Source organism: Exiguobacterium sp. 17-1, assembly GCF_023096305.1.
GTDB lineage: Bacteria > Bacillota > Bacilli > Exiguobacteriales > Exiguobacteriaceae > Exiguobacterium_A > Exiguobacterium_A sibiricum_A.
This window is the reverse complement of record NZ_JALIGJ010000001.1, coordinates 1,001,934-1,025,352: the sequence shown is the minus strand read 5'-3', so window position 1 is coordinate 1,025,352 and position 23,419 is coordinate 1,001,934. Positions and strand designations below refer to the sequence as shown.

The window sequence follows — 23,419 nt, the reverse complement described above, 5'->3', positions numbered from 1 at the left end:
CCACTCCTTTTTTAATTGATCCGTAATCGTTTGATGAAGGACCCTTCTTGATAGGTATAATACGAATAATCGTATCCGGTCGTCGTCTTAGTGACAATTTCAATCAGCGCCCGGTCTTCAAAACCGTATTTCGCTGAAACGATGTTCTCCGGATTGCCGGCTTGTCGAATGACATCGGCAATCTTCATTCCATCCTTGACACGTCTCGTCTCGATTTTACCCTTTTTAGGAACGAAGGCCCGTAATGCTTGACCATCCTGTTTAATCGTAAAGACACTATACTGGGTTTTTCCATTAAATACATAATCAAATTGAGTCTGTTGCGGTGCCAATTCTTTTTTCAAACGTGATTCCGCCTGTACGGCGACGGTTTGTTCACGTTCTTTTGCCTCAGCGACGGTGAATTGATACACACCCGTACCGAGGAGCGTAATCAAAAGGATGAAGCCGATCAGACCAATGACGATCTTCCACTTCATGTGCGGTAGATGGTAAAGACCATCTGCTCCTTATCTTTTTCGTCCAGTGCCAGACCAAACATCAAATCTTCTGTTTTTAACGTGCGATTCAATAAGTCTACAATCTTGTACGTATCGTCATGGCGGTTGACCTTGACGGTTGCTAGCGTCTCGATTTTCGAATCCATCTTATATCCTCCCTCATTTTTCTACATCTATTATAATGCGATAATGCTTATTTTAACAGACTCAATCCGTCTCATTTAAGAACAATTCCAACTCAGCCGTTAATTCGTCGAGCGGTTGCGCTAAAAGCGGGACATTGGGCAGACTGGAAACAAACCGTTTCCCGTAACGTGTCGTCTCGATGCGTCGGTCAAAAATGAAGACGACACCCCGATCGTTCGTCGTCCGGATCAATCGGCCAAATCCCTGTTTGAAGCGAATGATGGCTTGCGGCAAACTGTATTCAAAGAACGATGATTTCCCTTGTTGTTCAATCTGCTCTGAGCGCGCTTGAACAATTGGTTGATCGGGTGGTGCAAACGGCAGGCGGACGATGACGAGACAACTCAGATCGTCACCCGGAACGTCGACCCCTTCCCAAAAACTAGCTGTACCGAACAGGATACAGGCATCGAGCTGTTTAAATTGTTTCATCAGACGCTGTCGTGACCCTTGGGTGATTCCTTGGGAAAGCAGCGTAAACCGTTCTGGCAAGGCCATTTTTGTCGCATCATGCGTTTGGCGCAACATTTCGTTTGATGTAAATAACACCAACATCCGTCCTTCGGTCACTTCGGCAATTCGGATGATCGCATCCGCGATGACTTCGGAATACGTCGCTTGCGGTACATCCTGCAATAACGGTAAATCTGTCGGGACCATCAGCCGGACTTTTTCTGCATAGCCAAAGGGCGACGGGACGATGAACCGTCGTGTCTCGAGTTCCGATAGTCCAAGTCGTTTTTCGATGAACTGGAACTTATTCGAAACCGTCAAGGTCGCAGACGTTAAGATACAGGTCCGTTTCGAAAATACTTCCCGGTGCAGACGGTCTGAAATATCAATCGGTTGCGTATAAATCCGGGTCAATTTCCGATTTTTAGCTGTCGTTTCAATCCAGGAAACCGTCTCATCGTGTGGCGCGAGCATCGTCTCAAAAATCGCCTGTTCGACTTCTTCCAATTGACCGATGACGGCCTTCAAATCGGCTACGATCGAGCGCTCGCGGTAACTCATATGTTCGCGTTGATCATGGAACAGTTTATGAATCGCCCGAATGGCTTGCCGTAAACGTCTTAAGACGAGTTCGACCCGTTTCGCGCTCTCCTGCACTGCACGCATTGAATGATCCAGTCGTTTGAAACGAACCGTGACCCGTCCTTCGCGACGTTCTTTCCGTGAAGCGAGTTCAAGACCATAGGCCTGAATGATCGTTAACAGTCCGTCCGCTTCTTCGAGCAGTGCCGTCAACGTCTCATCGATCGTTTCACTATGCGCTTCGACCAACTCCGTCAAATCATATTGATCCGATAAACTAATCAAGCGCGTCAATAATTTTTTATCCGAAGAGAATCCAAGCTGTCTGAAAATCCGATCAAAGGAATGTCCATCAAAAACCAATCCAAAATGATGACTGGCCACTTCTTCGATTTGATGCGCTTCATCTAATATCAACGGACACCCCTTTGGCAAGACTCCGGCTTCGTATTGAATATCACTAAATAACAAGGCGTGGTTCGTGACGATAATCGTCGCTTGTTTCGCCCGTCGGACGGCATGATGGAAAAAATCACGGCTGTACCACGGGTCAAACCGTCCAAGTTGCGACTGGCTGTCCGACTGAATCAGTTGTTTGATGGCGATATTGCCTTGCGCTGCTCCACCGGGTAAACTGACTTCCTCCAAGTCTCCTGTCTCGGTCTGCGTCAGCCAGACTAACAAAATTGCTTTAGCGAGCGTGAAGTTATATGGTTCTTCCGTCTCGCTGAGGAAAAACTCAAACTTACGTAGGTCCATGTAATTACTGCGGCCTTTTAATAAGGTGATGTCGACCGGTGCTTCAAACAATTGACGTAAAAGTGGCAGGTCCCGGGCAAATAACTGTTCCTGTAATTGAATCGTGTGCGTACTGACGATAATCGGCGTTTCATGTTCAATCGCATAATGCGCCGCCGGTACAAGATACCCAAGTGATTTTCCGGTTCCCGTTCCCGCCTCGACCAGTAATGGTGTCTCTTGGTCAAGGGATTGATAGACGTGACGCATCATTTCAAGTTGTCCCATACGTGGTTCATATCCAGGGAACAGTTGCGGGAAGACCGTTTCATTTAACCGGTCGACAAACGGACTGAATGGTTCCAGTTCTGTCCGCTCCATCCATTCTTCCGGTTCAGTTCGTTTCTTTAAAGCCAGCTTACGAAAATAATCAAAACGGTCGTCCGGCTCCAGTCCCACCATTTGAATCGCTTCGTCAATCTCCTGTTCAATCGCGCTAAACAGCTTTCCGGCTAAACGACGTAAGTGTCGTAACGTATCGAGCGGTAAATCCTGTAGACGGGTAAGTAGATGGAGCAACAATTCTGCCGTTGCCTCTGCATCGCTCCCGGCCCGGTGTGCTTCATGGTGCGTCAGTTGTAACGCTTCCGTCAAATGGGACAAGGAATGACTTTCAGCAGTCGGTAATAAAATCCTTGCTAACTCAACCGTATCGATGACAGGACCAGAATACGGCAAATAGCCTTCTTCTTCTAATGCTTCGTTCAAAAAGGTCAAATCAAACTGCACGTTATGTGCCACGAACACCCCACCATCGAGTAATTGGAGTACACGCGGTGCAATGGTCGCGAATGATTCCGCCTGCGACACGTCCTCATCCGTAATGCCGGTCAATTGAGAAATGAACGGCGGAATCGGTTTTTGTGGACGGACAAATGCCGACAGACGATCTGTAATCTGACCATCTTCAATTACTGCCACTCCGATTTCAATCATCTCATCGCCGGATTTAATCGAATGTCCGGTCGTCTCTAAATCCACTACAACAAACTTCTTTTCCACGACTCATCTCCACCTTTAACCACCCATATCTTATACATATGGCATCTCAAGTTCCATCTTAACAAAAAAGAGACCCGAATGTATCTCGGGTCCCTCAAAAATCATAAGATCGTATGTGCGATTTCCTGCGATAACATCTGCTTGATTGAATTATCCTGATCAAGGACTGCCACTTTCGGAACATGTGATGAGATTTCTTCGTTCGTCAATTGCGCATATGCCATGATGATGACTTCATCTCCGATTTGGAAATGGCGGGCTGCTGCTCCATTCAAACAAATCACACCAGAACCTCGGGCTCCCTTAATCGCATATGTCTCAATCCGTGCTCCATTTTGATTGTTCGTCACTTGGACTTTCTCATTTTCGAGAATACCGACAGCATCGAGTAAATCTTCGTCGATTGTAATCGAGCCGACGTAATGGAGATTCGCTTCCGTCACACGGGCTTTGTGTAGTTTTGCATGCATGAATGTTCGTAACATGATCATGCTCCTCTCGTGTATAGTAAATTATCAATTAAACGAGCCGATGCAAATTGAACGGCAACCGCAAGTAAAATCGTTTCTGTTGTCGAATCGACCTGTCCGAGTGTCGGATAGGCGACGGCTTCGACATAATCAATCGTCGTGCCTTCAAACTGAAGTGACGCACGGGTTTGTGCAAGAACGGTTTCAAGTGGTACCCCTGCGTCGAGTGCTTGTTTTGCTTCCTGCAATGCGTGTTGAATCCCCGGCGCTTGCGTTCGTTCCACTTCCGACAGATAAACGTTACGCGACGATTTCGCCAGTCCGTCCGCTTCGCGAATGATCGGACACCGTTTGATTTCGACCGGGACAAAGTAATCTGAGACGTATCCTTCAATCAATGCCAACTGTTGCGCATCCTTTAATCCAAAATAGGCGCGCTTCGGTTGGACAATATTAAACAATTTACTGACGACCGTCAAGACCCCGTCAAAATGTCCCGGTCGTGACGCACCACATAAGACATCATCACCTGAGCGAACTGTGACCCGTGCCATATCGAGCGGATACATGACGTCATTCGTCGGATAAAAGAGATAATCGACGCCTGCTGCTTGCGCCATTTGTTGATCACGCTGTTCGTCCCGCGGATAACGGTCTAAATCTTCGTTCGGACCAAATTGTGTCGGATTGACAAAGATGCTCAAGACGACGATATCATTTTCCTGCCGTGCCTGGTTCAGTAACGAGGCATGTCCTTCATGCAAGAACCCCATTGTCGGGACGAAACCGATTGACGTTTGTCCTGCCAACGCTTCCCGCAGTTGTTCCACACTCTGCATGATTTTCATTCTTTTGATCCTCCATATAACGCCCCGATCAATTCTTCATCCATCACGAAAGAATGGGTGAGTTCAGGGAACGTTCCGTTTTTGACTTCTTGGACATACTGCGCGATGGCTTCCGTACCTGATGTGTTCCAATCAGCATACGCTTTGACGAATTTTGGAAGCCGACCGACACCATACGTCAAAAGATCATGATAAACCAATACTTGTCCTGCGACATCAGCCCCTGCACCAATCCCGATGACAGGAATCTTCAGGAGTTCCTGGACGCGTTTCGCGAGAGGATGCGGCACACATTCGAGGACGAGCATCTTCGCTCCCGCTTGTTCTGCTGCCAAACTGTCGGCAATCAACTGTTCCGCTGCTGCAAGCGATTTCCCTTGGACTTTGAATCCTTCGAGCACCCCAACAGATTGTGGTGTCAGTCCTAAGTGCGCGACACACGGCATCCCGGCATCAGTCAGACGACGGATCGTCGTCAAGATTTCTCCGGCCCCTTCGAGTTTCAAGGCGTCCGCTCCGCTTTCTTGGAAAATACGGGCTGCCGCTTCAAGCGTCCGGTCAAACGAACCATGGTAACTGGCAAACGGCATGTCGACGACCATGAATGTCGCAGGTGCCCCCCGCCGAACGGCTTTCGCATGATGGACCATATCATCTACTGTCACGGCAATCGTCGAATCATAGCCGAGAATGACATTCCCGAGTGAATCACCGACCAATAGTAAATCGACATGTCCAGCTTCTGCCAGTTTGGCTGACGGATAATCGTACGCCGTCAGCATGACGAGTTTTTCGCCCGCCTGTTGTTTTTTTAATAAAGGTGTCATCGTATGCATGTGTGTTCTCTCCTTCGTAGTTTAGAGAGGACAAAAGGAAACACCTTCCTTCCTAAAATAATCCATAGGAAAGAAGGCGTGGATAAGTGCAATATCATCCTTCTGTCCCTGTCCGAGTAGGATCAAGGCAGTCAAATAAACGTTATGAATAAAAGCCTCTAACCGGTATGACTCCAAATGGCTATCATCCTCGCACTCATTATACATGATTCAAAAAGCAGACTGCAAACGTCCGAGCTTACATTTCCGTCCAGTAAATCAATTCAGCAGAATGAAATGTTTTCAGACCCGTCTCCGTTTCAATCTGCAAGGTACCATCCGTTCGAATTCCACGTAAGATTCCGGTCACGGTCTCTTGCCGTGTTCGTAACGTTACCAGATCGTTTAACCGATCGGCATATTTCTCCCATGCGGGGACAAATGACGCGAATCCGTCCGTCAACCACTTCCGGTACATCGGTTCGAACGTATTTAAAAACAAAGCAACGATTTCAGCGCGGACAATTGATTTACCTGTCGCTAATTTTAAAGATGTCGCCCGGTCCGCCAAGACTTCCGAAAACTGTTCATGATGGACGTTGATGCCGATTCCAATGATGACGGAATTAATGCGATCCGCTTCCGTTTGCATTTCCGTTAAGATACCGGCTACTTTCCGTCCTGCAATCAACAAATCGTTCGGCCATTTAATCGTCGCCGGGACATCGAGTGTCCGTAGCGTCTCAGCTAAGGCGATCCCCGCGAGTAATGTCAATTGACCGGCTTGGTGAAGCGGTGCTTCCGGACGCAAAATCAAACTCATCGCAATGCCCGCTCCCCGCGTCTCGTGCCACGTGCGCCCGAGTTGCCCCCGACCGCCGGTTTGAAAGTCACAGACAATCAGTGTGCCTTCGTTTGCTGCTTGCTGGGCTTGTTCATGGGCGATCCGTTGCGTCGTTTCCGTCTGCTCAAGGTGGATGATTTGTTGTCCGAGCGTTTGCGTTCGCAAATGTTGTTGAATCGCAAGCGGGGTCAACCGGTCGCCTTGATCGGCTAAATGATAGCCTGTTTTTTTATTCGCTTCGATGATGTACCCGGATTCTTTTAATGCCGCTATTTGTTTCCAAATAGCGGTACGTGAAATATTTAATTGATCAGCCAACTCTTGTCCCGATATCCAGTCGGTTTGCATCAATGCGTGGAGGACTCGGTCCCGTGTTGATTTTTCCAACTCATCACTTCCTTTAACAGCATCTCGCGTTGATTGTCCAGTTGACGGTGCACGACTTGTCGCTCCAGGTGATGAAGCGCTTCTTTAATCTGTTTTTTTTGCAATCCGAGTTTGATCATGTCACGCCCGTTGACCGTTAAGTCTTGTAAACGTCGGATTGGCAAGGACGTTCGCTCTTCATGTCGGCGTCCTGTCATCTCGTTCAAATGTTCCAACTCTTCGTCCGACAACCGGTAACGTTGCCAATCGGATAACGTCTCTTTCTGAACAAGCGGAGCCAGTGTCTTCGCGCGCCCTTCCTGTTTTTTCGAACGTTTCCAGGCCCGTAGTGCTTCCGGACGGAGTCCTGCGACTAAGACGAGTGTCCAGACGTCATCTGACGATACACCGTTAAACCGGAGCGCCATCAACTGCTTGATGATCGTCTCGTTCAGATGAGGCATGTACTGCTGGATTCCGGTCCGGAGCATCGCCGCTAGGGCCGCTTCACGTCCGGGACCTAACAATAATTTTTCAAACTCTATCGCAACTCGCTCGATGGCGACCGATTGAAGATGCTGTTTTTGATGTTTGATTGCCTGTTCCGTCTCCTGGTCGAGCGTAAATTCCAACTGACTCATGAATCGAAACGCCCGAATCATCCGCAGGGCATCTTCATCAAATCGTTCTTCCGCTCGACCGACCGTCCGGACAATTTTTGCTGCCAAATCGTCTTGACCACCAAACAGATCCACGAGCCCGGCCGGTTTCAGCGCCATCGCATTGATCGTAAAATCACGACGCGTCAAGTCTTCTTCTAAGCTGACGCCGAGCGTCACTTCATCCGGACGCCGACGGTCACTGTACGTACTTTCTGAACGAAATGTCGTCACTTCGAACGGAATGTGGTCTAGGACGACCGTGACAGTGCCATGATCGAGTCCGGTCGGGATAACGACCGGAAACAGTCGCATGACCGCATCCGGAAGGAATGACGTGGCCAAATCGTAATCCCCGGGTTCTCGTTTGAGCAACATATCCCGGACCGCTCCTCCGACGATATAGGCTTCGCCGCCCGCCTCTTCAATCGTCTGAATGATGTGATTGGCCGACTCAAGCATTTTCATAGCGTGCACACACCCGTTCATACAGCAGTTCATAGGCACGAACGACCTGATTGGAATCAAACCGTCTTCGGGTATCCCGAATTCCTTCCTCTGCTAATTCTTCCCGCAATGTCGCATCATCCGCCAACTGTCCAATCCGGTCCGCTGCAGCCTTGACATCATACGTCGGTACGATGAATCCAGTTTTTCCATCCTGAATCACTTCCGGTAACCCACCGGCACTCGAGACGACACTCGGCACACCGACGGCCATTGCCTCGAGGACGACAAGCCCGAACGCTTCTTTTTCCGACAACAGTAAATGAATATCACTGATTGCCAGCAACTGGGCGACATGCTCCTGTTTGCCGGCAAAAATGATTTTGTCGTAAATCCCCAGTTCCTTTGCCCGGCGTCGCGTCTGCCCCATTTCCGGACCGTCTCCGACTAGTAACAAGCGCATGGCACGATCCTTTGAAGCAATCGCAAAGGCAGCGATTGTATCATCGATTCGTTTGACCGGTCGGAAATTCGAAATATGGATGACAACGACCTCATCCGGCTCGATGCCGTAGTGGCGTTTCAATCGTTCATCCCGCATCGGATAATACATACTTTCATCGATTGAGTTCGGAATCACTTCAATCGTATACTGTCCGTTTAACGTCATGTTTGTTTCAAGCGCCAGACTTTCGGAAACTGCCGTAACGGCATCCGAACTTTCGATGCCATACCGGATCGCCGGTTGCATCTCTAAATCCTGTCCGATGACGGTAATATCGGTCCCGTGTAAAGTCGTTACGACAGCCACGCCCTTTTTCTTCGCCATGTTTCGCCCAAGCTCCGCACAAACCGCATGCGGCACAGCGTAATGGGCATGAATGACGTCAAGATCAAACAAATCAATGACTTCCGCTACTTTCGACGCCAGCGTGATGTCGTACGGTGGATATTTAAAAACCGAATATTGATTCACCTCGACGAGATGGACGGTAATGTTCGGCCGGTACTCCGTCAGTCGAAACGGAATGCTGGATGTGATGAAGTGGACATCGTGTCCCCGGTCTGCTAATTTCATGCCGAGTTCCGTCGCTACGACACCACTGCCGCCGACCGATGGATAACAGAGAATCCCAATCGCTTTTTTCATATCTACTCACTCTCTCTTCACTAAGTAATGTCCTGTCCCCTGCTCATTGTAATCAAATTGCCGACTAAAAACTACATCTGCCACTTTTCGAACGATTTTCGTCAGAAAAGCTAGTCTTTTTTGACGTCTGCCGTTACCCTAGAGAAAGAGTCATGTCAGAGAGGAGCAATCAGATGGCACCCCCATTCCAGTTTCCGATTCGTATTCAAAATATCATCTGGATTTTGATCGGATCCTTTATTTTCGCTTTTGGTATTTATCATTTTAACGTGCAGAACGAGTTGGCAGAAGGAGGATTTACAGGCATCACCTTGATTTTAAAGGGATTGTTCGGTTTTTCCCCATCCGTCACCAACTTACTGCTCAACATTCCGTTATTCCTCGTCAGTTACAAGTTGCTTGGCCGGACGACGTTCGTCTATACGCTGATTGGAACGTTCAGTTTTTCGATTTGGTATGGATTGATCGCTAAATATTCTCCGCTTGAGATTTTCTTGAAAGATGATATGGTCCTCGCGGCCTTGTTTGCCGGTGTATTCATCGGTGTCGGTCTTGGCATCATCTTCAATAACGGTGGAACGACCGGCGGTGTCGATATCATCGCCCGCTTAACAAAACGGTATTTTGGCTGGTCGATCGGCCGAACGTTTATGGTATTTGACTTTTTTGTCATCATTGCGTCGTTAAGCTATCTCGACTACAAACAGGCGATGTATACGTTACTTGCCGTCTATGTCGGTGCTCGTGTCATTGACTGGATGCAAGAAGGGACGTATGCCGGAAAAGCCGCCATGATCATCAGCGATCAACGGACGGAGATTGCGGACGGTATTCACGCGACGATGAACCGCGGGACGACTCGCTTGATCGCCAAGGGCGGTTACTCGGGACGCGATTTGGAAGTGTTGTACGTCGTCGTCGCCCGCAATGAAATCACACGATTGAAGACACTTGTCAAATCAGTCGATCAACATGCCTTCATTACCCTGCATGATGTTTATGAAGTGACGGGCGAAGGGTTCACCTTCGATGAAAACCGAATCCCAATCAAAGAAACGTGATTGGGCACAATACAAAAAGACGAGAAATCCAGATCGGATTCCTCGTCTTTTGTTTTTATTCTTAATCATCACTTGACGGAGCGAAGACGATCAACGCCAAACGGACGAATTCGGCAATCGCTACGAGCGTCGCGGCGACATATGTCCAAGCCGCTGCATTCAGGACACGACGCGAACCGCGCTCTTCTTCCGCGTCAATGATACCGTGTTCCGTCAACTGGGCCATCGCCCGGTTAGAAGCGTCAAACTCGACCGGTAACGTCACGAGTTGGAAGATGACGGCTCCGAGCATCAAGATGACACCAAGCATGGCCAGTCCACTCATCCCCGCCAAGAAACCAATCATCAACAACGGGAACGACAAGTTAGACGTAATCGAAGCCACCGGGGCAATCCGGTGACGAACCCGCATCATTCCGTAATCGGTCGCATCTTGAATGACGTGACCGATTTCGTGTGCGGCGATCGAAACGGCTGATACCGTAGAACCGTAATAGACATCTTCCGACAGGCGGACGACTTTATTCGTTGGATCGTAATGATCGGACATCGTCCCACCAATCGGCTCAAGACGAACATCGGTAATCCCGTTTTGCTTCATGATGAAGTCTGCGACTTGTGCTCCAGTCACCCCACTGTGAATCGGAACTTCCTGATATTTTTTGTACGTCTTTCTGACACGCATCTGTGCCCAAATCGGCACGATGATGATGATGGCTAGATAGATTAAATAGTTCGCCATGTCGTCGCTTCCTTTCATAAAAAAAGATTATAGTCTTATTTTATGTTCAAGCGACCTTATTGTCAATCGAATCGCGTGCAATAAACCAATATCCCATCAAAAGACATAATCCGGTCAACCAGAAGGAACCGTACCCAATCCACTGGATGTGTTCAGCAAGTGCCGGATACCGCGGCCACTGTCCGAGCACATAATCCACGACATCGTTATGAATGACCCAAATCGAGACGAGGACCAGTTCCTTGACCCGAAACGTCATGACAGGCGCATACAGGAGCGCCTGAAACGCCATCGCACCATGTGAAACCATCAGCATCAAGGCCATCGCCGTCAAATAGGAATCATCCGTTCCGAGTTCCTGTAGCATCAACGCATTCATGACGACTGCCCAAACCCCATATTTGATCAAGGTGACGAAGGCAAGGGCTTCAAATAAACGCGATCGCCGATTGAAAATCCATAAAAAGACGATAATCGTGAAAAAGAGAGACGCTGTCGGACTATCCGGAATGAACGGATAATAGTACCACTTCGACTGGACCAGTTGGGGTTGATACCAGTAATAGCCGTATAATGTTCCGCCCAGGTTGATTAAGGCAAGCGCCCAAAGCACAGCTTTATGTTTTAACAGATGAATGAACGGCATGTATCGTCACCTCATGATAGACAAAAACCGGAGGAAGATTCCCCCGGCCGGTTGTCTTATTTATTGTTTTCTCCGCCTTCACCGTATGAAGCGATGAATTTAGCAAGTTCTTTATGATCGGCGTCTGAACCTTTGAACTGTCCAGCAGGCATCGAACCGACACCTTTAACTGCGATATCATAAATTTCTTTTTCTGTCTTCTTCGTTCCAACGAGGGCTGGAGCAGCTGCGCCGCCTTCGAGGTTCTTACCATGACAGTTGACACATGATTGATTCGAGTAAATCTCGAAGCCTTTTGCTGCTGTATCGATTTTTGGACCTTCGTTCATTGTCAACTCACCTTGTTTATGGATAGTATCCCAGTGTGTTGTCTGAACTGATTCCCATGTCAAGAAGACGATCGATACGATGGCAAGTAACATCATGCTGACGGCGATCGGACGTTTTGCCGGGCGACGTTCGAGTCCTTGGTCAAGCCATGGTGCAACAAGCAGTGCCGTAAACGCAAGACCCGGAAGAATGACGGTACCCATCAAAATGTACGGACCAGCCGCAAATTGATATTTCAAGAGCTGATAGAGGAATAAGAAGTACCAGTCCGGAAGTGGAATGTACGACGTATTCGTCGGGTCAGCGATATTTTGAAGTGGTGCTGCCTCAACGATTGTCAGCGTCATGAAGCCGATCAAGAAGACCGCTCCTACCATCCATTCGCGAAGCAAGAAGTTTGGCCAGAACGCTTCCGTCCGACCTGGATACTCCGAATAGTCTTTTGACTTATTCGGCATCCGGTTATTAATCGACACCCGTGAATCGGTGACGAATTTCATTCCTTTACCACGATGCATCGTGTTCTCCCCCTTTTAGTTGTCTAATGATAAGTGTCGGTTTAAAGTGGTCCAGAGATCCCTTGTTTACGGATCATCATGAAGTGGGCCCCGAGCAAGACGAACAATGCTGCAGGAAGGAAGAAGACGTGAATCGCAAAGAATCGAGCGATTGTACTTGCACCGACGATTTCTCCACCCGCCAGGAGTGTTTTCGCGATACCACCGATGACAGGAATACTTTCCGCAATTTGAATCGTAACTTTCGTTGCGAACAATGCTTTCATATCCCATGGCAACAGATATCCTGTCAGACCAAGTGCTAAGACAACGAAGAATAACAGTACGCCGACGACCCAGTTCAATTCACGTGGTTTTTTGTATGAACCTGTGAAGAAGACACGTAATGTATGTAAGAACAACATTACGATGACGACCGATGCGCCCCAGTGGTGCATACCACGGACGATTTGACCGTGCGCTACTTCATTTTGAAGATAGTACACGGACGCATGCGCATTGATGATGTCTGGTACGTAATACATTGTCAAGAACATTCCTGAAAGAATCTGGATGACAATCGTGAAGAATGTCAACCCGCCAAAACAATAAACGAATGCTGAGAAGTTATGGGCCGGGTTAACGTGTTCTGGAACTTCATGATCGGCGATATCTCGCCAAAGTGGCGTAATATCAACGCGCTCATCAATCCAATCATAAATTTTTTGCATCATCGCTTACGCACCTCTTTCGACTGGTTTACCTAGGTAAAGGAAACCATCTTTCTCTTGCTTTTCATATTCATCAAGCGGTTTCGTCGGAGGCGTACCTGGTACGTTGACGCCATCTTTCGTATACCGGCCGAAGTGACATGGGCAATAGAATTGTTCTGGGTGCGTCGGATCCGCTCCAAAACTGACCTGGCATCCTAAGTGTTTACAGATCGGTGATAAGGCTAATACTTCGCCTTTATCGTTTTTGAACACCCACGCAGATAACGTTTCTTCAAACTCATACCACGCATCCTGTGTTTGTTTTTTGAAGTCGACCCGTTTTGGTTCTGTCGTGATGTCCGACAACTTCATTACTTTTACTTTATCGCCTGCTCCTGATTTCTTCAGGACTGGATCAACTGCAAAGTTGACCATCGGCATGACCATCGTCGCCGCCATAAAGCCGCCGACTCCAGTCAATGTATACGTCAAGAATTGACGACGTGTTACGTTAGACCCGTTTTGAGCCATCTCGATCCCCCCTCGTGATGTACGCTGTGCCCCAAGACCACAGTACTTCACACAAATTTCTCACATGGTAATAGTATCTTAATAAAATCATTGCGTCAACCGCTTCATAGCGCGGTCCAGCGGTTTCCTAACTGCTCTAAGACTTGCCCGACAAAATTCCCGACCATCTGACCTTGTTGATCGCGACTCATCGTCTCAAGCGATAAACGTGGGACATAAATGATGTCCGTGACCGATGTCTCTTTCCACCGTAAATCGGCAGTAATGAACGTTACAAATCGAAACTGCTCTGAAGATGCGGCTTGCTCCCAACTGGTAAGCTGATCGATGGACGGTTCACCAATATACGTCATTGACGGAACAAGCATCGCACGTCCCGACAATTGCCGTTCGACTTCCGTCGCGACGGTCATCGTCATATCTGCACATTCCGAGAAAGCATGCATCGCTTCGTCGAATCCGACGGGAATCAATGGGACAATCAACGTATCGATATACGCTTGTTCGTTTCTCGTCCTTTGAACATCGGATGGTTTGAAACGCAAGTCATTCCCCCCTTTCCTGTTCACTTACATTTCGTCACATTTAATGTATCATATCCGCTTTTGTAACTGCTTCTTTAATGTGAACGTTTTATGAAATTAGCTACAATTTTTCTTCATATTTTCCCCTTAGTTTCGATTTCAAAAAAAAGCCTCCCTTCGGTGCAGTCGAAGGAAGGCGAACGACTCGATTTCCCGATCAAAGCTGGCTGCGAATGATCCGTAATTCGTCCGAAAGCGATTGGAAACGATTTTTATCCCGGGCATCAAGCGCCTCGTCAATCAATCGGACCAAACGTTCTTCTTCCTGACGGTTGACGGATGCCGCAATGAAATTCATCGCAGCATCCGCCAGTTTCGGTTCAACGGCTACTTCCGGTCGAAAAGGATTTTCCTCTAACAGCGAGAGGTACTCGTCATCCATCATCATCCCTTGAAAGTTTAACTCGATATAGATCGGCTCATCGGTCAAACGAATATCATGATAGGCTTTTTCCGGATCGGTCGTCTTGACCTCTCCTTTTTTAAAGAGAAAAGGGTCTGCATCAAATCCATAGGTCGTAATGATTATTGCTTTTGGCGCAAACATGGCATTTTGAACAAAATGAACCTGTTCGAGCTTCGAATCGTTTCGAAGCCAATAATCGATGATCCACTTTGATTCCCGACGTTTCAACGTATAATAGGTCAAGATGCGGCGCAAGAAACGCTGCTTTCTCTCTGTCATCTTAATCCTACTCCCTTCTCCAGTGAAGTCATCCATCCATTCGTTCGACATAGTCGACTAAATCTGCATCTTCCGGTGTCAGATTGGCCGCCCGGCGTAATAAGACCAACCCTTCGTCCCGGCGTCCTTCTTCCACAAGAGCATATCCATACTCTTTTAAGAATAACGCATCATCTGCAAAAGCAGCTTCCACCTGCGCATATTTCTCCATCGCCTGCGTATATTCTTCTAACGCATATAGTGATCGGGCACGATACCAGGTTAGAATCGGCGCCGTCACATGTTCTTCGATGGCGGAAATCGTCTCGAGCGTCGCGTCATGATCTTCGTCTTCCGCGAGCAATGCCAATAATCGTTCCGCTGCGACAAGCGATTCTGGATTGAGGGCCAGCGCTTCGCGTAACGCTTTGACGCTGCCTTCCCGATCGCCGAGTTTCAAGAGGAATAACGCTTCCATCGTCCGTAACTCATCATTATAATCGTCGCGCTCCATTCCTTGCTTGATGACATTAAGCGCTTCTTTCGTCAAACCGAGTTCCGCCTGACTTTCAGCATACGGAACATACGCCGACGTATAGTCAGGATCCTGAGCAATCAGTTGTTGGAATGTCTCGACTGCTTTTTGATGTTGCCCGACCCGGTGAGCCGTCATGGCGAGACCGAATAATGTGTGCAGATCCGATCGTTCGGCAACAGCGCGTTCGTAGAGAGGAATCGCTTCTTCAAACTCACCGATCATCGCCAGTGATTCCGCATAGAGGGCATCAAGCGGTAACTCTTCACGCAAGACCGGATCAGCTGCGATTTCCGCAAACAACGGAACTGCTTGGTCGAATGCACCAAGTGTCATATAGAGTTCTGCCAGTCCATAAGCAAGCAACGGTTCATTTGGCGCCAAGTCACGCGCTTGTTTTAATTTAGCCAATGCTACCTCATCTAGCCCTTGAGACTGATACAAGTCAGCCAGCAAAACCAATGTCCGGGGACCGTTTTCGATATCCGTCACATCGACCTGTTCGAGCACCGTGATGGCCTCTTCTTCCCGGTCCAAATCGATGTAACATTCTGCGAGTAACAACGCTACACCAGCATTCCCTGAATAATCCACATACAAAGGTGCCAGTAAATCGACTGCCCGGTCAGATAATCCTAATTCGATGTACAAATCAGCCACCGCTAAACGATCTTCGTCCGTCCCGGTTTTTTCAAGCTGTTCGAGCGCCGTCAACGCTTCTGACGTGTGACCGTGCTCGAGACTTTCGACGATCTCTTTTAATACGTTTTCGTTCAAGGCAAACGCCTCACTTTCCTCTATTTCACTGTTCGAAATCTTTTTCAGGGATTCGTTTGTTGCAGTGTCTTTAAATCATCATAAAACGTCGGGTAGCTGACTTCAACTACTTCATCCCCAAGGACTTGGATTTCCGGTTGTAATGTCGAGGCAATCGTCAACATCATCGCCAGACGATGGTCCCCCGCACTGTCGACCGTCGCCCCCACAAGAGGTGTCGGTCCATCAATGATCATACCGTCTTCAGTCGCCTCAATCTTCGCCCCGATTTTTTGAAGAGTCGATACGACCGTCTCAATCCGATCGGTCTCCTTAACACGCAGTTCTGCCGCATCCCGGATGACTGTCCGTCCCTCTGCTTGCGTCGCAAGCAAGGCAAGCAACGGGATTTCGTCAATCAATGAAGGAATTTGCTCTCCTTCGATTGCCACTGCCTGTAAGTGAGTCGTCGTCAGGGTTACGTCCGCTGTCTCTTCTCCCGCCATTTCACGGCGGTTCGTAATTTCGACACTGGCTCCCATCTGGCGTAACACTTGCAAAAATCCGGTCCGGGTCGGATTCATCAAGACATGTTCCGTCGTGATTTGGCTATCGTCCCCTAAAGCCGCCGCTGCCCACCAAAAGGCCGCCGAGGAAGGATCACCCGGAATATCGATCGTCGTCGCCTTTAGTCGGACCGGTCCTTGCAGACGAATCCGGCGTCCTTGCTCCTGTTCTTGGATGGTAAGATCCGCTCCGAATTTCGGCAACATCCGCTCCGTATGATCCCGCGATAAAATCGGTTCGACGACTGTCGTCTCTCCTGTTGCAAACAATCCGGCCAATAACACCGCACTTTTGACTTGAGCGCTCGCTACCGGCAGTGTGTAGGTCGTGCCCACAAGCGGCTGACCATGGATCGTCAACGGCGCATACGTCCCCTCAATGTCCGCGCCAAGTGTCGCAAGCGGAACAGTCACCCGGTCCATCGGCCGTCGCTGCAGCGAAGCATCTCCTGTCAAAGTGTATGTTTCCTGTCCACCGGCCAAAATACCACTCAACAAACGAATCGTCGTTCCTGAATTGCCGCAATCGATCGTTGCCGCATTCAGAGAAGCAGTACCGGTAATCCGGATGTCTTGTTCCGTCCGGTGAATGTTTGCCCCAAGTGCCTCGACTGCTGCGAGCGATGCCAGGCAGTCTGCCCCTAGCAAGGCGTTCGAGATCACTGTCGTCCCCTCTGCGATTCCGCCCATCAAAAATGCACGATGGGTCATTGATTTGTCTCCTGGTACGCGTACTGTCCCTCTTAAGCCCACTGTAAACACCTCACTGTTTGATCATATGCGTCTTCTAGACGTTCCCGATTGATTGCTTCTAAGCCAAATCCGTCTTGACCTTGTAAGACAAATCGAATCGACGCATCATTTTTTTTATCCCGTTTCATCAACTCCAAGTATCTTTCAAACGGTTGACGTTCCGGTAACACGACACCTAGTCTTTTGATCAGCTCCACCAATTGACGGGCTTGACGTTCATTTCCTTCGAGTAACGATACAAAAACCAGTCCAATTCCGACCGCTTCTCCGTGGGAAAGATCCACACTCGCATATTCGACCGCATGGCCAAACGTATGTCCATAATTTAAAAAAGCCCGGATGCCCGCCTCACGTTCATCCTGCTCGACGATGTGTTGTTTCACTTTAATCCCGGCTGAAATCCAGTCTTCCAGTGGCAACTGTTTGATGTCTGCCAATCCAAATCCGATCAAGTCTTCTGCGAATGTCGGACGCGCCAATAATCCATGCTTCAATAATTCAAAAAAACCGCTTCTCCATTCGCGGCCAGGCAACGTCTGTAAAAAGGCGGGATCATATAACACGGCAGACGGCTGATAAAAAGCACCTACTAAGTTCTTACCCCAACGTAAGTTTAATCCAACCTTTCCTCCGACACTCGAATCATGAGCAAGCAGCGTCGTTGGAATTTGGATGAACGGAACACCACGCAGGAAAGTCGCCGCAACGAATCCGGCCAAGTCACCAATCATGCCGCCTCCGACTGCAAGAATCATCGTCTTACGGGTTGCCCCCTGCTCAATTCCCTCTTCCAGTAACCGTTGATAGACGGATAATGATTTGCTTCCTTCTCCAGGCTCGACGGTACTGACACATTGGGGTGTCACCGGAAAACAGATCTCGAGTTGACGACGAATCGACACCATGTGCAAATCCGCTACGGTTTGATCTGTAATGATCCAGAACTGATCCGCTTCTTGCGCTTGTTTGATTTCATGAATGTGAAGGATGGCCTCTGCTTCAACATAAACCGAATAAGGACGGCTCGCCTGGATGGTCAGATGCGTCAAAAGAGACGCACCTCCTCCCGGTAGTCTGTAACAGCCTGCTTGAGACGGTCAAGCGTCGATGTACCAAACATTTCAAGAACAGCTGCCGCAATCTCAACTGCTACAACGGCTTCCAGTACGACCGCAGCAGCCGGAACGGCACATGCGTCGCTTCGTTCAATTTGGGCAACAAACGGTTCTTTTGTTTCAATATCCACCGACTGCAGGGGACGATACAGGGTCGGAATCGGCTTCATCGCTACTTGGACCCGAATCGGCATCCCGGTCGACATACCCCCTTCGATTCCTCCAAGATGATTCGTTTTGCGGAAGTAACCGGTCTCGTCATGCAGAATTTCATCTTGCACGGTACTGCCTTTTCGTCGAGCCAGCTCAAATCCGTCTCCGAATCCAACTGCTTTCATCGCATTGACACTGATGACAGCGCGGGCGATGCGACTGTCGAGTTTCGTTTCGTTTTGCGTAAAGGAGCCGATTCCCGGCATGACACCCGTCACGACCACTTCGACTTCCCCGCCTAACGTATCTCCGTCTTTTTTGGCTTGATCAATCGCTGCCATCATCCGCTCAGCTACCGCTTCATCGGCACAGCGGACAGGGGATGTCTCAATCACGTCACGGTATTCCAGTGGATTGATGACATCTGCATCGATGCCACCGATTGAACGGACATGAGAAAATAAATCAATGTCCAGCTGGCTCAATAGTTGTCTGGCAATGGCGCCAACAGCAACACGTGCCGCCGTTTCCCGGGCAGACGAACGTTCGAGGACATCCCGTAAATCCCGGTGCCCGTACTTCAATCCGCCGACTAAATCCGCATGTCCCGGTCGTGGACGGGTTAGCGTGCGCGGCCGTTCCAGCTCTTCTTGCAAAGGTTCTGCCTGCATGACTTGTGTCCAGTGTGTATGATCTTTATTTTCAATGAACAGGCTGATGGGTGCCCCCGTCGTATAGCCATGACGAATTCCTCCACGGACATCTACCGCGTCCTGTTCGATCTGCATTCTCCGCCCACGACCATAGCCACCTTGACGGCGCGTCATCTCACGTTGTACTTTGTCAAAATCAATGATAAGACCAGAAGGGATTCCTTCGATGATAACCGATAATCCTTTACCGTGTGATTCACCTGCTGTCATATAACGCATGTTACCTCATCCCCCTCTTACCTTAGATTTTTTCGTAAAAAAAGCTTTGCTTCATCTTCAGACCGAACCGTTCCGGTTGAAAAATCTGTTCTGTCCCACCCACAAACAAAATACCGCCCGGTTTTAAGGCTTCGACGAACGACCGGTAGACATGCGCCTTGGCTTCCTCTGTAAAATAAATCAAGACGTTCCGACAAATGATTAAATCAAATCCTGTATCATATCGGTCACCCAACAAATTATGTTTACTGAACCGGACGAGACGTCTGATTTCAGGAACGACTTCAAACTGTTGTTCTTGCTCGATGAAATAGCGTTTTTTTCGCGCTTCCTCCACTTCATTTAAAGCAGATGCCCCGTAACGGCCTTGTTTGGCCTTTTCCAGGACCAGGTCATCCAAGTCCGTTGCTTGAATCGTAAATTGTGCAGGATCCATCTTTTCGTTTAAGATCATCGCTAACGAATACGGTTCCTCCCCTGTCGAACAGGCGGCACTCCATGTCCGGATCCGTCCATGAGCACGGGCTTGCAAAACCGGCAAGATGTCCTGTTCAAGTTGTTGCCACCGAATCGGATTCCGGAAAAACTCACTGACGTTAATGGTCATGCGATCCAAAAATTCTTCATACAATGTCGCACTTTTTTCCATCGCCTGCATATAAGAAGCAAATGTACTGTATCCTTTTTTATCGCGTAGCGCTGTCAATCGCCGCTTCATCTGGGCTTCTTTATATTGTCCTAAATCAATTCCTGATTTTTTTAAGAAACGTTGGATGAAAAGCTCATAGTCCTGCATAGTCCACCTCACAAATCCTCTCTCTTACGGGATTGCTTTCAAGGCACTCCCTGTCTTATTTTCTATCTTAGCATAAAGCTATTTCCTTTCCAAAAAACAAAAAAAGACGATCGAGCAGTTGCTCAATCGTCTTGCCGCCATCATACGTTTAATGGTTGTCCTTGAAACCAAAGACCGAGTTCACGCTCGGCACTTTCAACGCTGTCTGAACCATGAATGACATTCTCACTCATCGTGTTCGCGAAATCACCCCGAATCGTTCCTGGAAGTGCTTCTGTCGGTTTCGTTTTACCGATCATCATCCGTGAAACTGTGACGACATCTTCGCCTTCAACACGAATCGCGACGACTGGACCAGATGTCAAGAAAGTGACCAACTCTCCGAAAAATGGTTTTTCTGCGTGTTCCGCGTAATGAGCTTGTGCCAATTCTTCAGATGCTTGCATCATTTTCATTTCACGAATTACGAATCCCTTACGTTCGATACGAGCGATGATTTCCCCAATCAAACCTCGTTCAACGCCATCCGGTTTTACCATTAAAAATGTTTGCTCCATTACTAGTTCCCCCTATGAAATACAGATAAAAAAGCGCTTACATAGTAAGTTTACTGCGTAAATGGACAAGCGGCAAGAAATTTTTTACATTTTTTCAACCTTTACGTTTCCCAACATATCGGGCGACCTCTTCCAAAGAACGTTTTGCGGACGATTTCGGCAGATGATTCAAGCGGAGAATGGCCCGTCGAATATATAAATCGACCGTTTGTTGCGTTCGCTCCAAAGCATCAGATTGCTGCAACCGGTCTAGTAAAGGAGCGACCTCTTCATGACTCGGCATCGAACGGATTTTTTGCAACTCTTGAAAGAAATCTTGATCTTCTGAAGCATAAAATACTGGCAAGGTTTTATGGCCATGCCGTAAATCTTCTGCAACAGGTTTTCCGAGTTCCGTCCGCTTGGCTGTAAAATCAAGCAAATCATCTGCAATTTGGAAAGCTAGACCAATGTCACGCCCAAATTGTCGTAATGCCTTTGTATCTTCCGGTGAACAGTTCGCGACGATCGCCCCAAGATGACAGCTGGCTTCAATCAAAATCGCCGTTTTGCGTTCAATCCGCTTGATATACCGTTTGATGGATTGTTCCCAGTCGTACTGATCGTAAATCTGCTCGATTTCACCCTCACAAATTTCGCGCATCGTATGGACCATCACTTGAACGAGTTCCGGTTTCCCGACTTCACCAATCAATTTAACCGCTTCACCAAATAAAAAATTACCGGAATAAAGGGCAACTTCTTCATCAAAGTGTTGCATGACGGTTGGTTTTCCGCGTCGCAATTCGGCATCATCAATCACATCATCATGAACAAGCGAGGCCATATGGACCAGTTCAAGACTGGCTGCGACACGCACGAGTTCATCGCGGTCTGCCCGACCAAATTTTGATGCCAACAGAACGAAGGCAGGCCGGATCCGTTTGCCGCCTGCTTGAAGCAATTGTTGTCCGGCAGCATCGATTGTCGGGTCGTTTGATGCGATATGACTGACTAAAAATTGATCCACTAAATTAACTTCTTTTGTTACATCTCGATAAATTGAATGCAGTGACATCTCACCACTTCTTTCCGAGGTGCATTGCAGCCGCCCCACCTGCAAATGCTTTTACTTCAACTTGCATAAAGCCGGCCTGTTCAAACAGTTGCTTCAGCTCGACACGGTCTAAAAAGACTTCGGTCGACTCTTGCAGCCAATTGTATTGATCATAGGATTTCGCAAACAAACGGCCGACTTGCGGCATGATTTTTCCGAAATAAAGGGAGTAGGCTTCTTTAAATAACGGGGCTGTCGGCTGGCTCGTCTCGAGACAAACGACCGTCCCGCCAGGTTTTAAGACCCGATGCATTTCTTTAATGACTTGCAGGTAGTCCGGAACGTTTCGGAGTCCAAAGCCAATCGTCACATAATCAAAAGAATGATCACCAAACGGAAGATCCATCGCGTTTCCATGAATCAACTCGACATTTTTCATTTCAAGCGCTTCAACTTTTTCCACGCCGACTTTCAGCATGTTTTCAGAAAAATCAAGTCCTTTAATCACACCGGTCGGACCGGCTGCTTTCGCGAGTTGAATCGTCCAGTCGGCGGTTCCACAACATAAGTCGAGACACTTCGCGCCTGGAAACACATTCATCCGCCGCATCGTTTCTTTTCTCCACAATTTATGAAGGCGGAAGCTGATAATGGAATTCATTTGATCATAATTACTTGAAATCGATTGAAACACTTCATATACTTTTTTCTCTTTTTCTTGTGTCTGCACGCAGTTCACCCTTTCGAAGATATTACGCTACTGCCATCTGTTCTAGATGTGATAATAACAGTTGTTGAGCACTTGCCTGTAAGCTTTGTGCCCGTTGGCGGATTAAACGCTGTCCGTCCTCCGTCAACCAGTCTCTTCCGCTAATCGTTGCTAATCCTTGAACCAATCCGAATTCTGCCTTTAACCAGAGCAAGACATACTCTTCGGTTGAATCGTAGTTTTCCTCATGAAGAGCACATTTTGCTTCGTTCACATGCTGAACGGTCCGCCCGAGTGTTACGAGTGCCGTTTGGGGAAGATATGCCAATTCTTCAAAGAAATAGCTCGAAAACAAATCTCCCGCCAAAACCAGCAATTGTCGTTCTTTCGAACCTCTTTTGGTCTCTCCGACACGTTCGTGTAACAGTAGCGCCACTTGTGCATAGTGCACACCTTTGACAAGTGATTGCCAAGCCAACGTTTCATTTTGGGCGACATCGATCAACCAACTGATTTGTTCACGATTGATGGAAGGGAAATCCACATGCCGAGCCAGTTGTGTTGTTTGTTTTGTAGTGAGTGCGGTGACCATTTCTTCCACGATCAGCTCTTGATGATTCATG

General features: G+C 48.2%; 26 protein-coding genes. 1 reads left to right on the top strand and 25 read right to left on the bottom strand.

Going from position 1 to position 23,419, the window contains the following annotated elements; translation table 11 throughout:
• Positions 1-11: 11 nt before the first annotated feature.
• The 9 genes from MUN34_RS05040 to bshA all read right to left on the bottom strand — a co-directional run bounded on the left by MUN34_RS05040 (position 12) and on the right by bshA (position 9,120).
• Positions 12-479 (bottom strand): hypothetical protein, encoded by a 468-nt coding sequence (locus MUN34_RS05040; RefSeq protein WP_026828096.1) that lies wholly within the window; start codon positions 477-479, stop codon positions 12-14.
• Positions 476-646 carry a YpmA family protein gene (locus MUN34_RS05035; RefSeq protein WP_012370646.1) on the bottom strand — a complete coding sequence of 57 codons (171 nt, stop codon included), beginning with the start codon at positions 644-646 and terminating at the stop codon, positions 476-478. The genes MUN34_RS05040 and MUN34_RS05035 overlap by 4 nt, the downstream gene beginning before the upstream one ends.
• Positions 647-707: 61 nt before the next feature.
• Entirely contained in the window at positions 708-3,521 is a 2,814-nt protein-coding gene (gene dinG / locus MUN34_RS05030) for an ATP-dependent DNA helicase DinG (protein ID WP_026828095.1), read from the bottom strand.
• A gap of 101 nt (positions 3,522-3,622) precedes the next feature.
• The gene (gene panD / locus MUN34_RS05025; RefSeq protein ID WP_026828094.1) at positions 3,623-4,006 is read right to left on the bottom strand and encodes an aspartate 1-decarboxylase; all 384 of its coding nucleotides are present in this window, start codon (positions 4,004-4,006) and stop codon (positions 3,623-3,625) included.
• A 2-nt stretch (positions 4,007-4,008) separates the two neighbouring features.
• Positions 4,009-4,839 carry a pantoate--beta-alanine ligase gene (gene panC, locus MUN34_RS05020; RefSeq protein WP_026828093.1) on the bottom strand — a complete coding sequence of 277 codons (831 nt, stop codon included), beginning with the start codon at positions 4,837-4,839 and terminating at the stop codon, positions 4,009-4,011.
• The gene (panB, locus tag MUN34_RS05015) at positions 4,836-5,675 is read right to left on the bottom strand and encodes a 3-methyl-2-oxobutanoate hydroxymethyltransferase (protein WP_247856983.1); all 840 of its coding nucleotides are present in this window, start codon (positions 5,673-5,675) and stop codon (positions 4,836-4,838) included. The genes panC and panB overlap by 4 nt, the downstream gene beginning before the upstream one ends.
• 238 nt (positions 5,676-5,913) lie before the next feature.
• Positions 5,914-6,885 (bottom strand): biotin--[acetyl-CoA-carboxylase] ligase, encoded by a 972-nt coding sequence (locus MUN34_RS05010; protein ID WP_247856982.1) that lies wholly within the window; start codon positions 6,883-6,885, stop codon positions 5,914-5,916.
• Positions 6,846-7,991: a CCA tRNA nucleotidyltransferase gene (locus MUN34_RS05005; RefSeq protein ID WP_247856981.1), complete on the bottom strand. Its 1,146-nt coding sequence runs from the start codon at positions 7,989-7,991 to the stop codon at positions 6,846-6,848. The genes MUN34_RS05010 and MUN34_RS05005 overlap by 40 nt, the downstream gene beginning before the upstream one ends.
• A complete protein-coding gene (gene bshA / locus MUN34_RS05000) occupies positions 7,978-9,120 on the bottom strand; it encodes an N-acetyl-alpha-D-glucosaminyl L-malate synthase BshA (protein ID WP_026828089.1) in 1,143 nt (380 codons plus the stop codon). Before bshA ends, MUN34_RS05005 begins: the two co-directional genes overlap by 14 nt.
• Positions 9,121-9,293: 173 nt before the next feature.
• Here bshA and MUN34_RS04995 point away from each other — a divergent pair, with 173 nt between their 5' ends.
• Positions 9,294-10,181: a YitT family protein gene (locus tag MUN34_RS04995; protein WP_026828088.1), complete on the top strand. Its 888-nt coding sequence runs from the start codon at positions 9,294-9,296 to the stop codon at positions 10,179-10,181.
• A 61-nt stretch (positions 10,182-10,242) separates the two neighbouring features.
• Here the strand turns inward: MUN34_RS04995 and MUN34_RS04990 are convergent, their stop codons facing one another.
• The 16 genes from MUN34_RS04990 to MUN34_RS04915 all read right to left on the bottom strand — a co-directional run bounded on the left by MUN34_RS04990 (position 10,243) and on the right by MUN34_RS04915 (position 23,418).
• On the bottom strand, positions 10,243-10,923 hold the full coding sequence (locus MUN34_RS04990; protein ID WP_247856980.1) for a zinc metallopeptidase: 681 nt from the start codon (positions 10,921-10,923) through the stop codon (positions 10,243-10,245).
• 46 nt (positions 10,924-10,969) lie between these two features.
• Positions 10,970-11,569, bottom strand: coding sequence for a DUF1405 domain-containing protein (locus MUN34_RS04985; RefSeq protein ID WP_247856979.1), 600 nt, complete (start codon positions 11,567-11,569; stop codon positions 10,970-10,972).
• Positions 11,570-11,625: 56 nt separating this feature from the next.
• Complete coding sequence (locus MUN34_RS04980) at positions 11,626-12,417, bottom strand: menaquinol-cytochrome c reductase cytochrome b/c subunit (protein WP_026828086.1); 792 nt, start codon at positions 12,415-12,417, stop codon at positions 11,626-11,628.
• Positions 12,418-12,458: 41 nt separating this feature from the next.
• Complete coding sequence (gene qcrB / locus MUN34_RS04975) at positions 12,459-13,130, bottom strand: menaquinol-cytochrome c reductase cytochrome b subunit (RefSeq protein ID WP_012370658.1); 672 nt, start codon at positions 13,128-13,130, stop codon at positions 12,459-12,461.
• Positions 13,131-13,133: 3 nt separating this feature from the next.
• Positions 13,134-13,640, bottom strand: coding sequence for a ubiquinol-cytochrome c reductase iron-sulfur subunit (locus MUN34_RS04970; protein WP_026828085.1), 507 nt, complete (start codon positions 13,638-13,640; stop codon positions 13,134-13,136).
• Between the two features lie 104 nt (positions 13,641-13,744).
• Positions 13,745-14,185, bottom strand: a complete 441-nt coding sequence (locus tag MUN34_RS04965) for a DUF2487 family protein (protein ID WP_026828084.1) — start codon at positions 14,183-14,185, stop codon at positions 13,745-13,747.
• Positions 14,186-14,381: 196 nt separating this feature from the next.
• Positions 14,382-14,909, bottom strand: a complete 528-nt coding sequence (locus MUN34_RS04960; RefSeq protein ID WP_026828083.1) for a ReoY family proteolytic degradation factor — start codon at positions 14,907-14,909, stop codon at positions 14,382-14,384.
• Positions 14,910-14,937: 28 nt separating this feature from the next.
• Positions 14,938-16,200 carry a tetratricopeptide repeat protein gene (locus tag MUN34_RS04955; RefSeq protein WP_026828082.1) on the bottom strand — a complete coding sequence of 421 codons (1,263 nt, stop codon included), beginning with the start codon at positions 16,198-16,200 and terminating at the stop codon, positions 14,938-14,940.
• Between the two features lie 44 nt (positions 16,201-16,244).
• Complete coding sequence (gene aroA, locus MUN34_RS04950) at positions 16,245-17,498, bottom strand: 3-phosphoshikimate 1-carboxyvinyltransferase (protein WP_348772886.1); 1,254 nt, start codon at positions 17,496-17,498, stop codon at positions 16,245-16,247.
• Positions 17,489-18,547 (bottom strand): 3-dehydroquinate synthase, encoded by a 1,059-nt coding sequence (locus tag MUN34_RS04945; RefSeq protein ID WP_247856977.1) that lies wholly within the window; start codon positions 18,545-18,547, stop codon positions 17,489-17,491. The genes aroA and MUN34_RS04945 overlap by 10 nt, the downstream gene beginning before the upstream one ends.
• On the bottom strand, positions 18,544-19,698 hold the full coding sequence (aroC, locus tag MUN34_RS04940; RefSeq protein WP_247856976.1) for a chorismate synthase: 1,155 nt from the start codon (positions 19,696-19,698) through the stop codon (positions 18,544-18,546). Before aroC ends, MUN34_RS04945 begins: the two co-directional genes overlap by 4 nt.
• Before the next feature lie 22 nt (positions 19,699-19,720).
• Positions 19,721-20,494: a CheR family methyltransferase gene (locus MUN34_RS04935; RefSeq protein ID WP_026828078.1), complete on the bottom strand. Its 774-nt coding sequence runs from the start codon at positions 20,492-20,494 to the stop codon at positions 19,721-19,723.
• A 140-nt stretch (positions 20,495-20,634) separates the two neighbouring features.
• The gene (gene ndk, locus MUN34_RS04930) at positions 20,635-21,051 is read right to left on the bottom strand and encodes a nucleoside-diphosphate kinase (RefSeq protein ID WP_247856975.1); all 417 of its coding nucleotides are present in this window, start codon (positions 21,049-21,051) and stop codon (positions 20,635-20,637) included.
• Between the two features lie 94 nt (positions 21,052-21,145).
• Positions 21,146-22,108 (bottom strand): polyprenyl synthetase family protein, encoded by a 963-nt coding sequence (locus MUN34_RS04925; RefSeq protein ID WP_034769845.1) that lies wholly within the window; start codon positions 22,106-22,108, stop codon positions 21,146-21,148.
• 1 nt (position 22,109) lies between these two features.
• Positions 22,110-22,817 carry a demethylmenaquinone methyltransferase gene (locus MUN34_RS04920; protein ID WP_026828075.1) on the bottom strand — a complete coding sequence of 236 codons (708 nt, stop codon included), beginning with the start codon at positions 22,815-22,817 and terminating at the stop codon, positions 22,110-22,112.
• A gap of 22 nt (positions 22,818-22,839) precedes the next feature.
• A complete protein-coding gene (locus MUN34_RS04915) occupies positions 22,840-23,418 on the bottom strand; it encodes a heptaprenyl diphosphate synthase component 1 (RefSeq protein ID WP_026828074.1) in 579 nt (192 codons plus the stop codon).
• Position 23,419 lies beyond the last annotated feature (1 nt).

Excerpts from the sequence above, each read along its gene's own strand:
- MUN34_RS05040 (WP_026828096.1), bottom strand. The coding sequence starts at position 479 with ATGAAGTGGAAGATCGTCATTGGTCTGATCGGCTTCATCCTTTTGATT.
- MUN34_RS05035 (WP_012370646.1), bottom strand. The coding sequence starts at position 646 with ATGGATTCGAAAATCGAGACGCTAGCAACCGTCAAGGTCAACCGCCAT.
- panD (WP_026828094.1), bottom strand. The coding sequence starts at position 4,006 with ATGTTACGAACATTCATGCATGCAAAACTACACAAAGCCCGTGTGACG.
- panC (WP_026828093.1), bottom strand. The coding sequence starts at position 4,839 with ATGAAAATCATGCAGAGTGTGGAACAACTGCGGGAAGCGTTGGCAGGA.
- panB (WP_247856983.1), bottom strand. The coding sequence starts at position 5,675 with ATGCATACGATGACACCTTTATTAAAAAAACAACAGGCGGGCGAAAAA.
- MUN34_RS05005 (WP_247856981.1), bottom strand. The coding sequence starts at position 7,991 with ATGAAAATGCTTGAGTCGGCCAATCACATCATTCAGACGATTGAAGAG.
- bshA (WP_026828089.1), bottom strand. The coding sequence starts at position 9,120 with ATGAAAAAAGCGATTGGGATTCTCTGTTATCCATCGGTCGGCGGCAGT.
- MUN34_RS04995 (WP_026828088.1), top strand. The coding sequence starts at position 9,294 with ATGGCACCCCCATTCCAGTTTCCGATTCGTATTCAAAATATCATCTGG.
- MUN34_RS04990 (WP_247856980.1), bottom strand. The coding sequence starts at position 10,923 with ATGGCGAACTATTTAATCTATCTAGCCATCATCATCATCGTGCCGATT.
- MUN34_RS04985 (WP_247856979.1), bottom strand. The coding sequence starts at position 11,569 with ATGCCGTTCATTCATCTGTTAAAACATAAAGCTGTGCTTTGGGCGCTT.
- MUN34_RS04980 (WP_026828086.1), bottom strand. The coding sequence starts at position 12,417 with ATGCATCGTGGTAAAGGAATGAAATTCGTCACCGATTCACGGGTGTCG.
- qcrB (WP_012370658.1), bottom strand. The coding sequence starts at position 13,130 with ATGATGCAAAAAATTTATGATTGGATTGATGAGCGCGTTGATATTACG.
- MUN34_RS04970 (WP_026828085.1), bottom strand. The coding sequence starts at position 13,640 with ATGGCTCAAAACGGGTCTAACGTAACACGTCGTCAATTCTTGACGTAT.
- MUN34_RS04960 (WP_026828083.1), bottom strand. The coding sequence starts at position 14,909 with ATGACAGAGAGAAAGCAGCGTTTCTTGCGCCGCATCTTGACCTATTAT.
- aroC (WP_247856976.1), bottom strand. The coding sequence starts at position 19,698 with ATGCGTTATATGACAGCAGGTGAATCACACGGTAAAGGATTATCGGTT.
- MUN34_RS04935 (WP_026828078.1), bottom strand. The coding sequence starts at position 20,494 with ATGCAGGACTATGAGCTTTTCATCCAACGTTTCTTAAAAAAATCAGGA.
- ndk (WP_247856975.1), bottom strand. The coding sequence starts at position 21,051 with ATGGAGCAAACATTTTTAATGGTAAAACCGGATGGCGTTGAACGAGGT.
- MUN34_RS04925 (WP_034769845.1), bottom strand. The coding sequence starts at position 22,108 with ATGTCACTGCATTCAATTTATCGAGATGTAACAAAAGAAGTTAATTTA.
- MUN34_RS04915 (WP_026828074.1), bottom strand. The coding sequence starts at position 23,418 with ATGAATCATCAAGAGCTGATCGTGGAAGAAATGGTCACCGCACTCACT.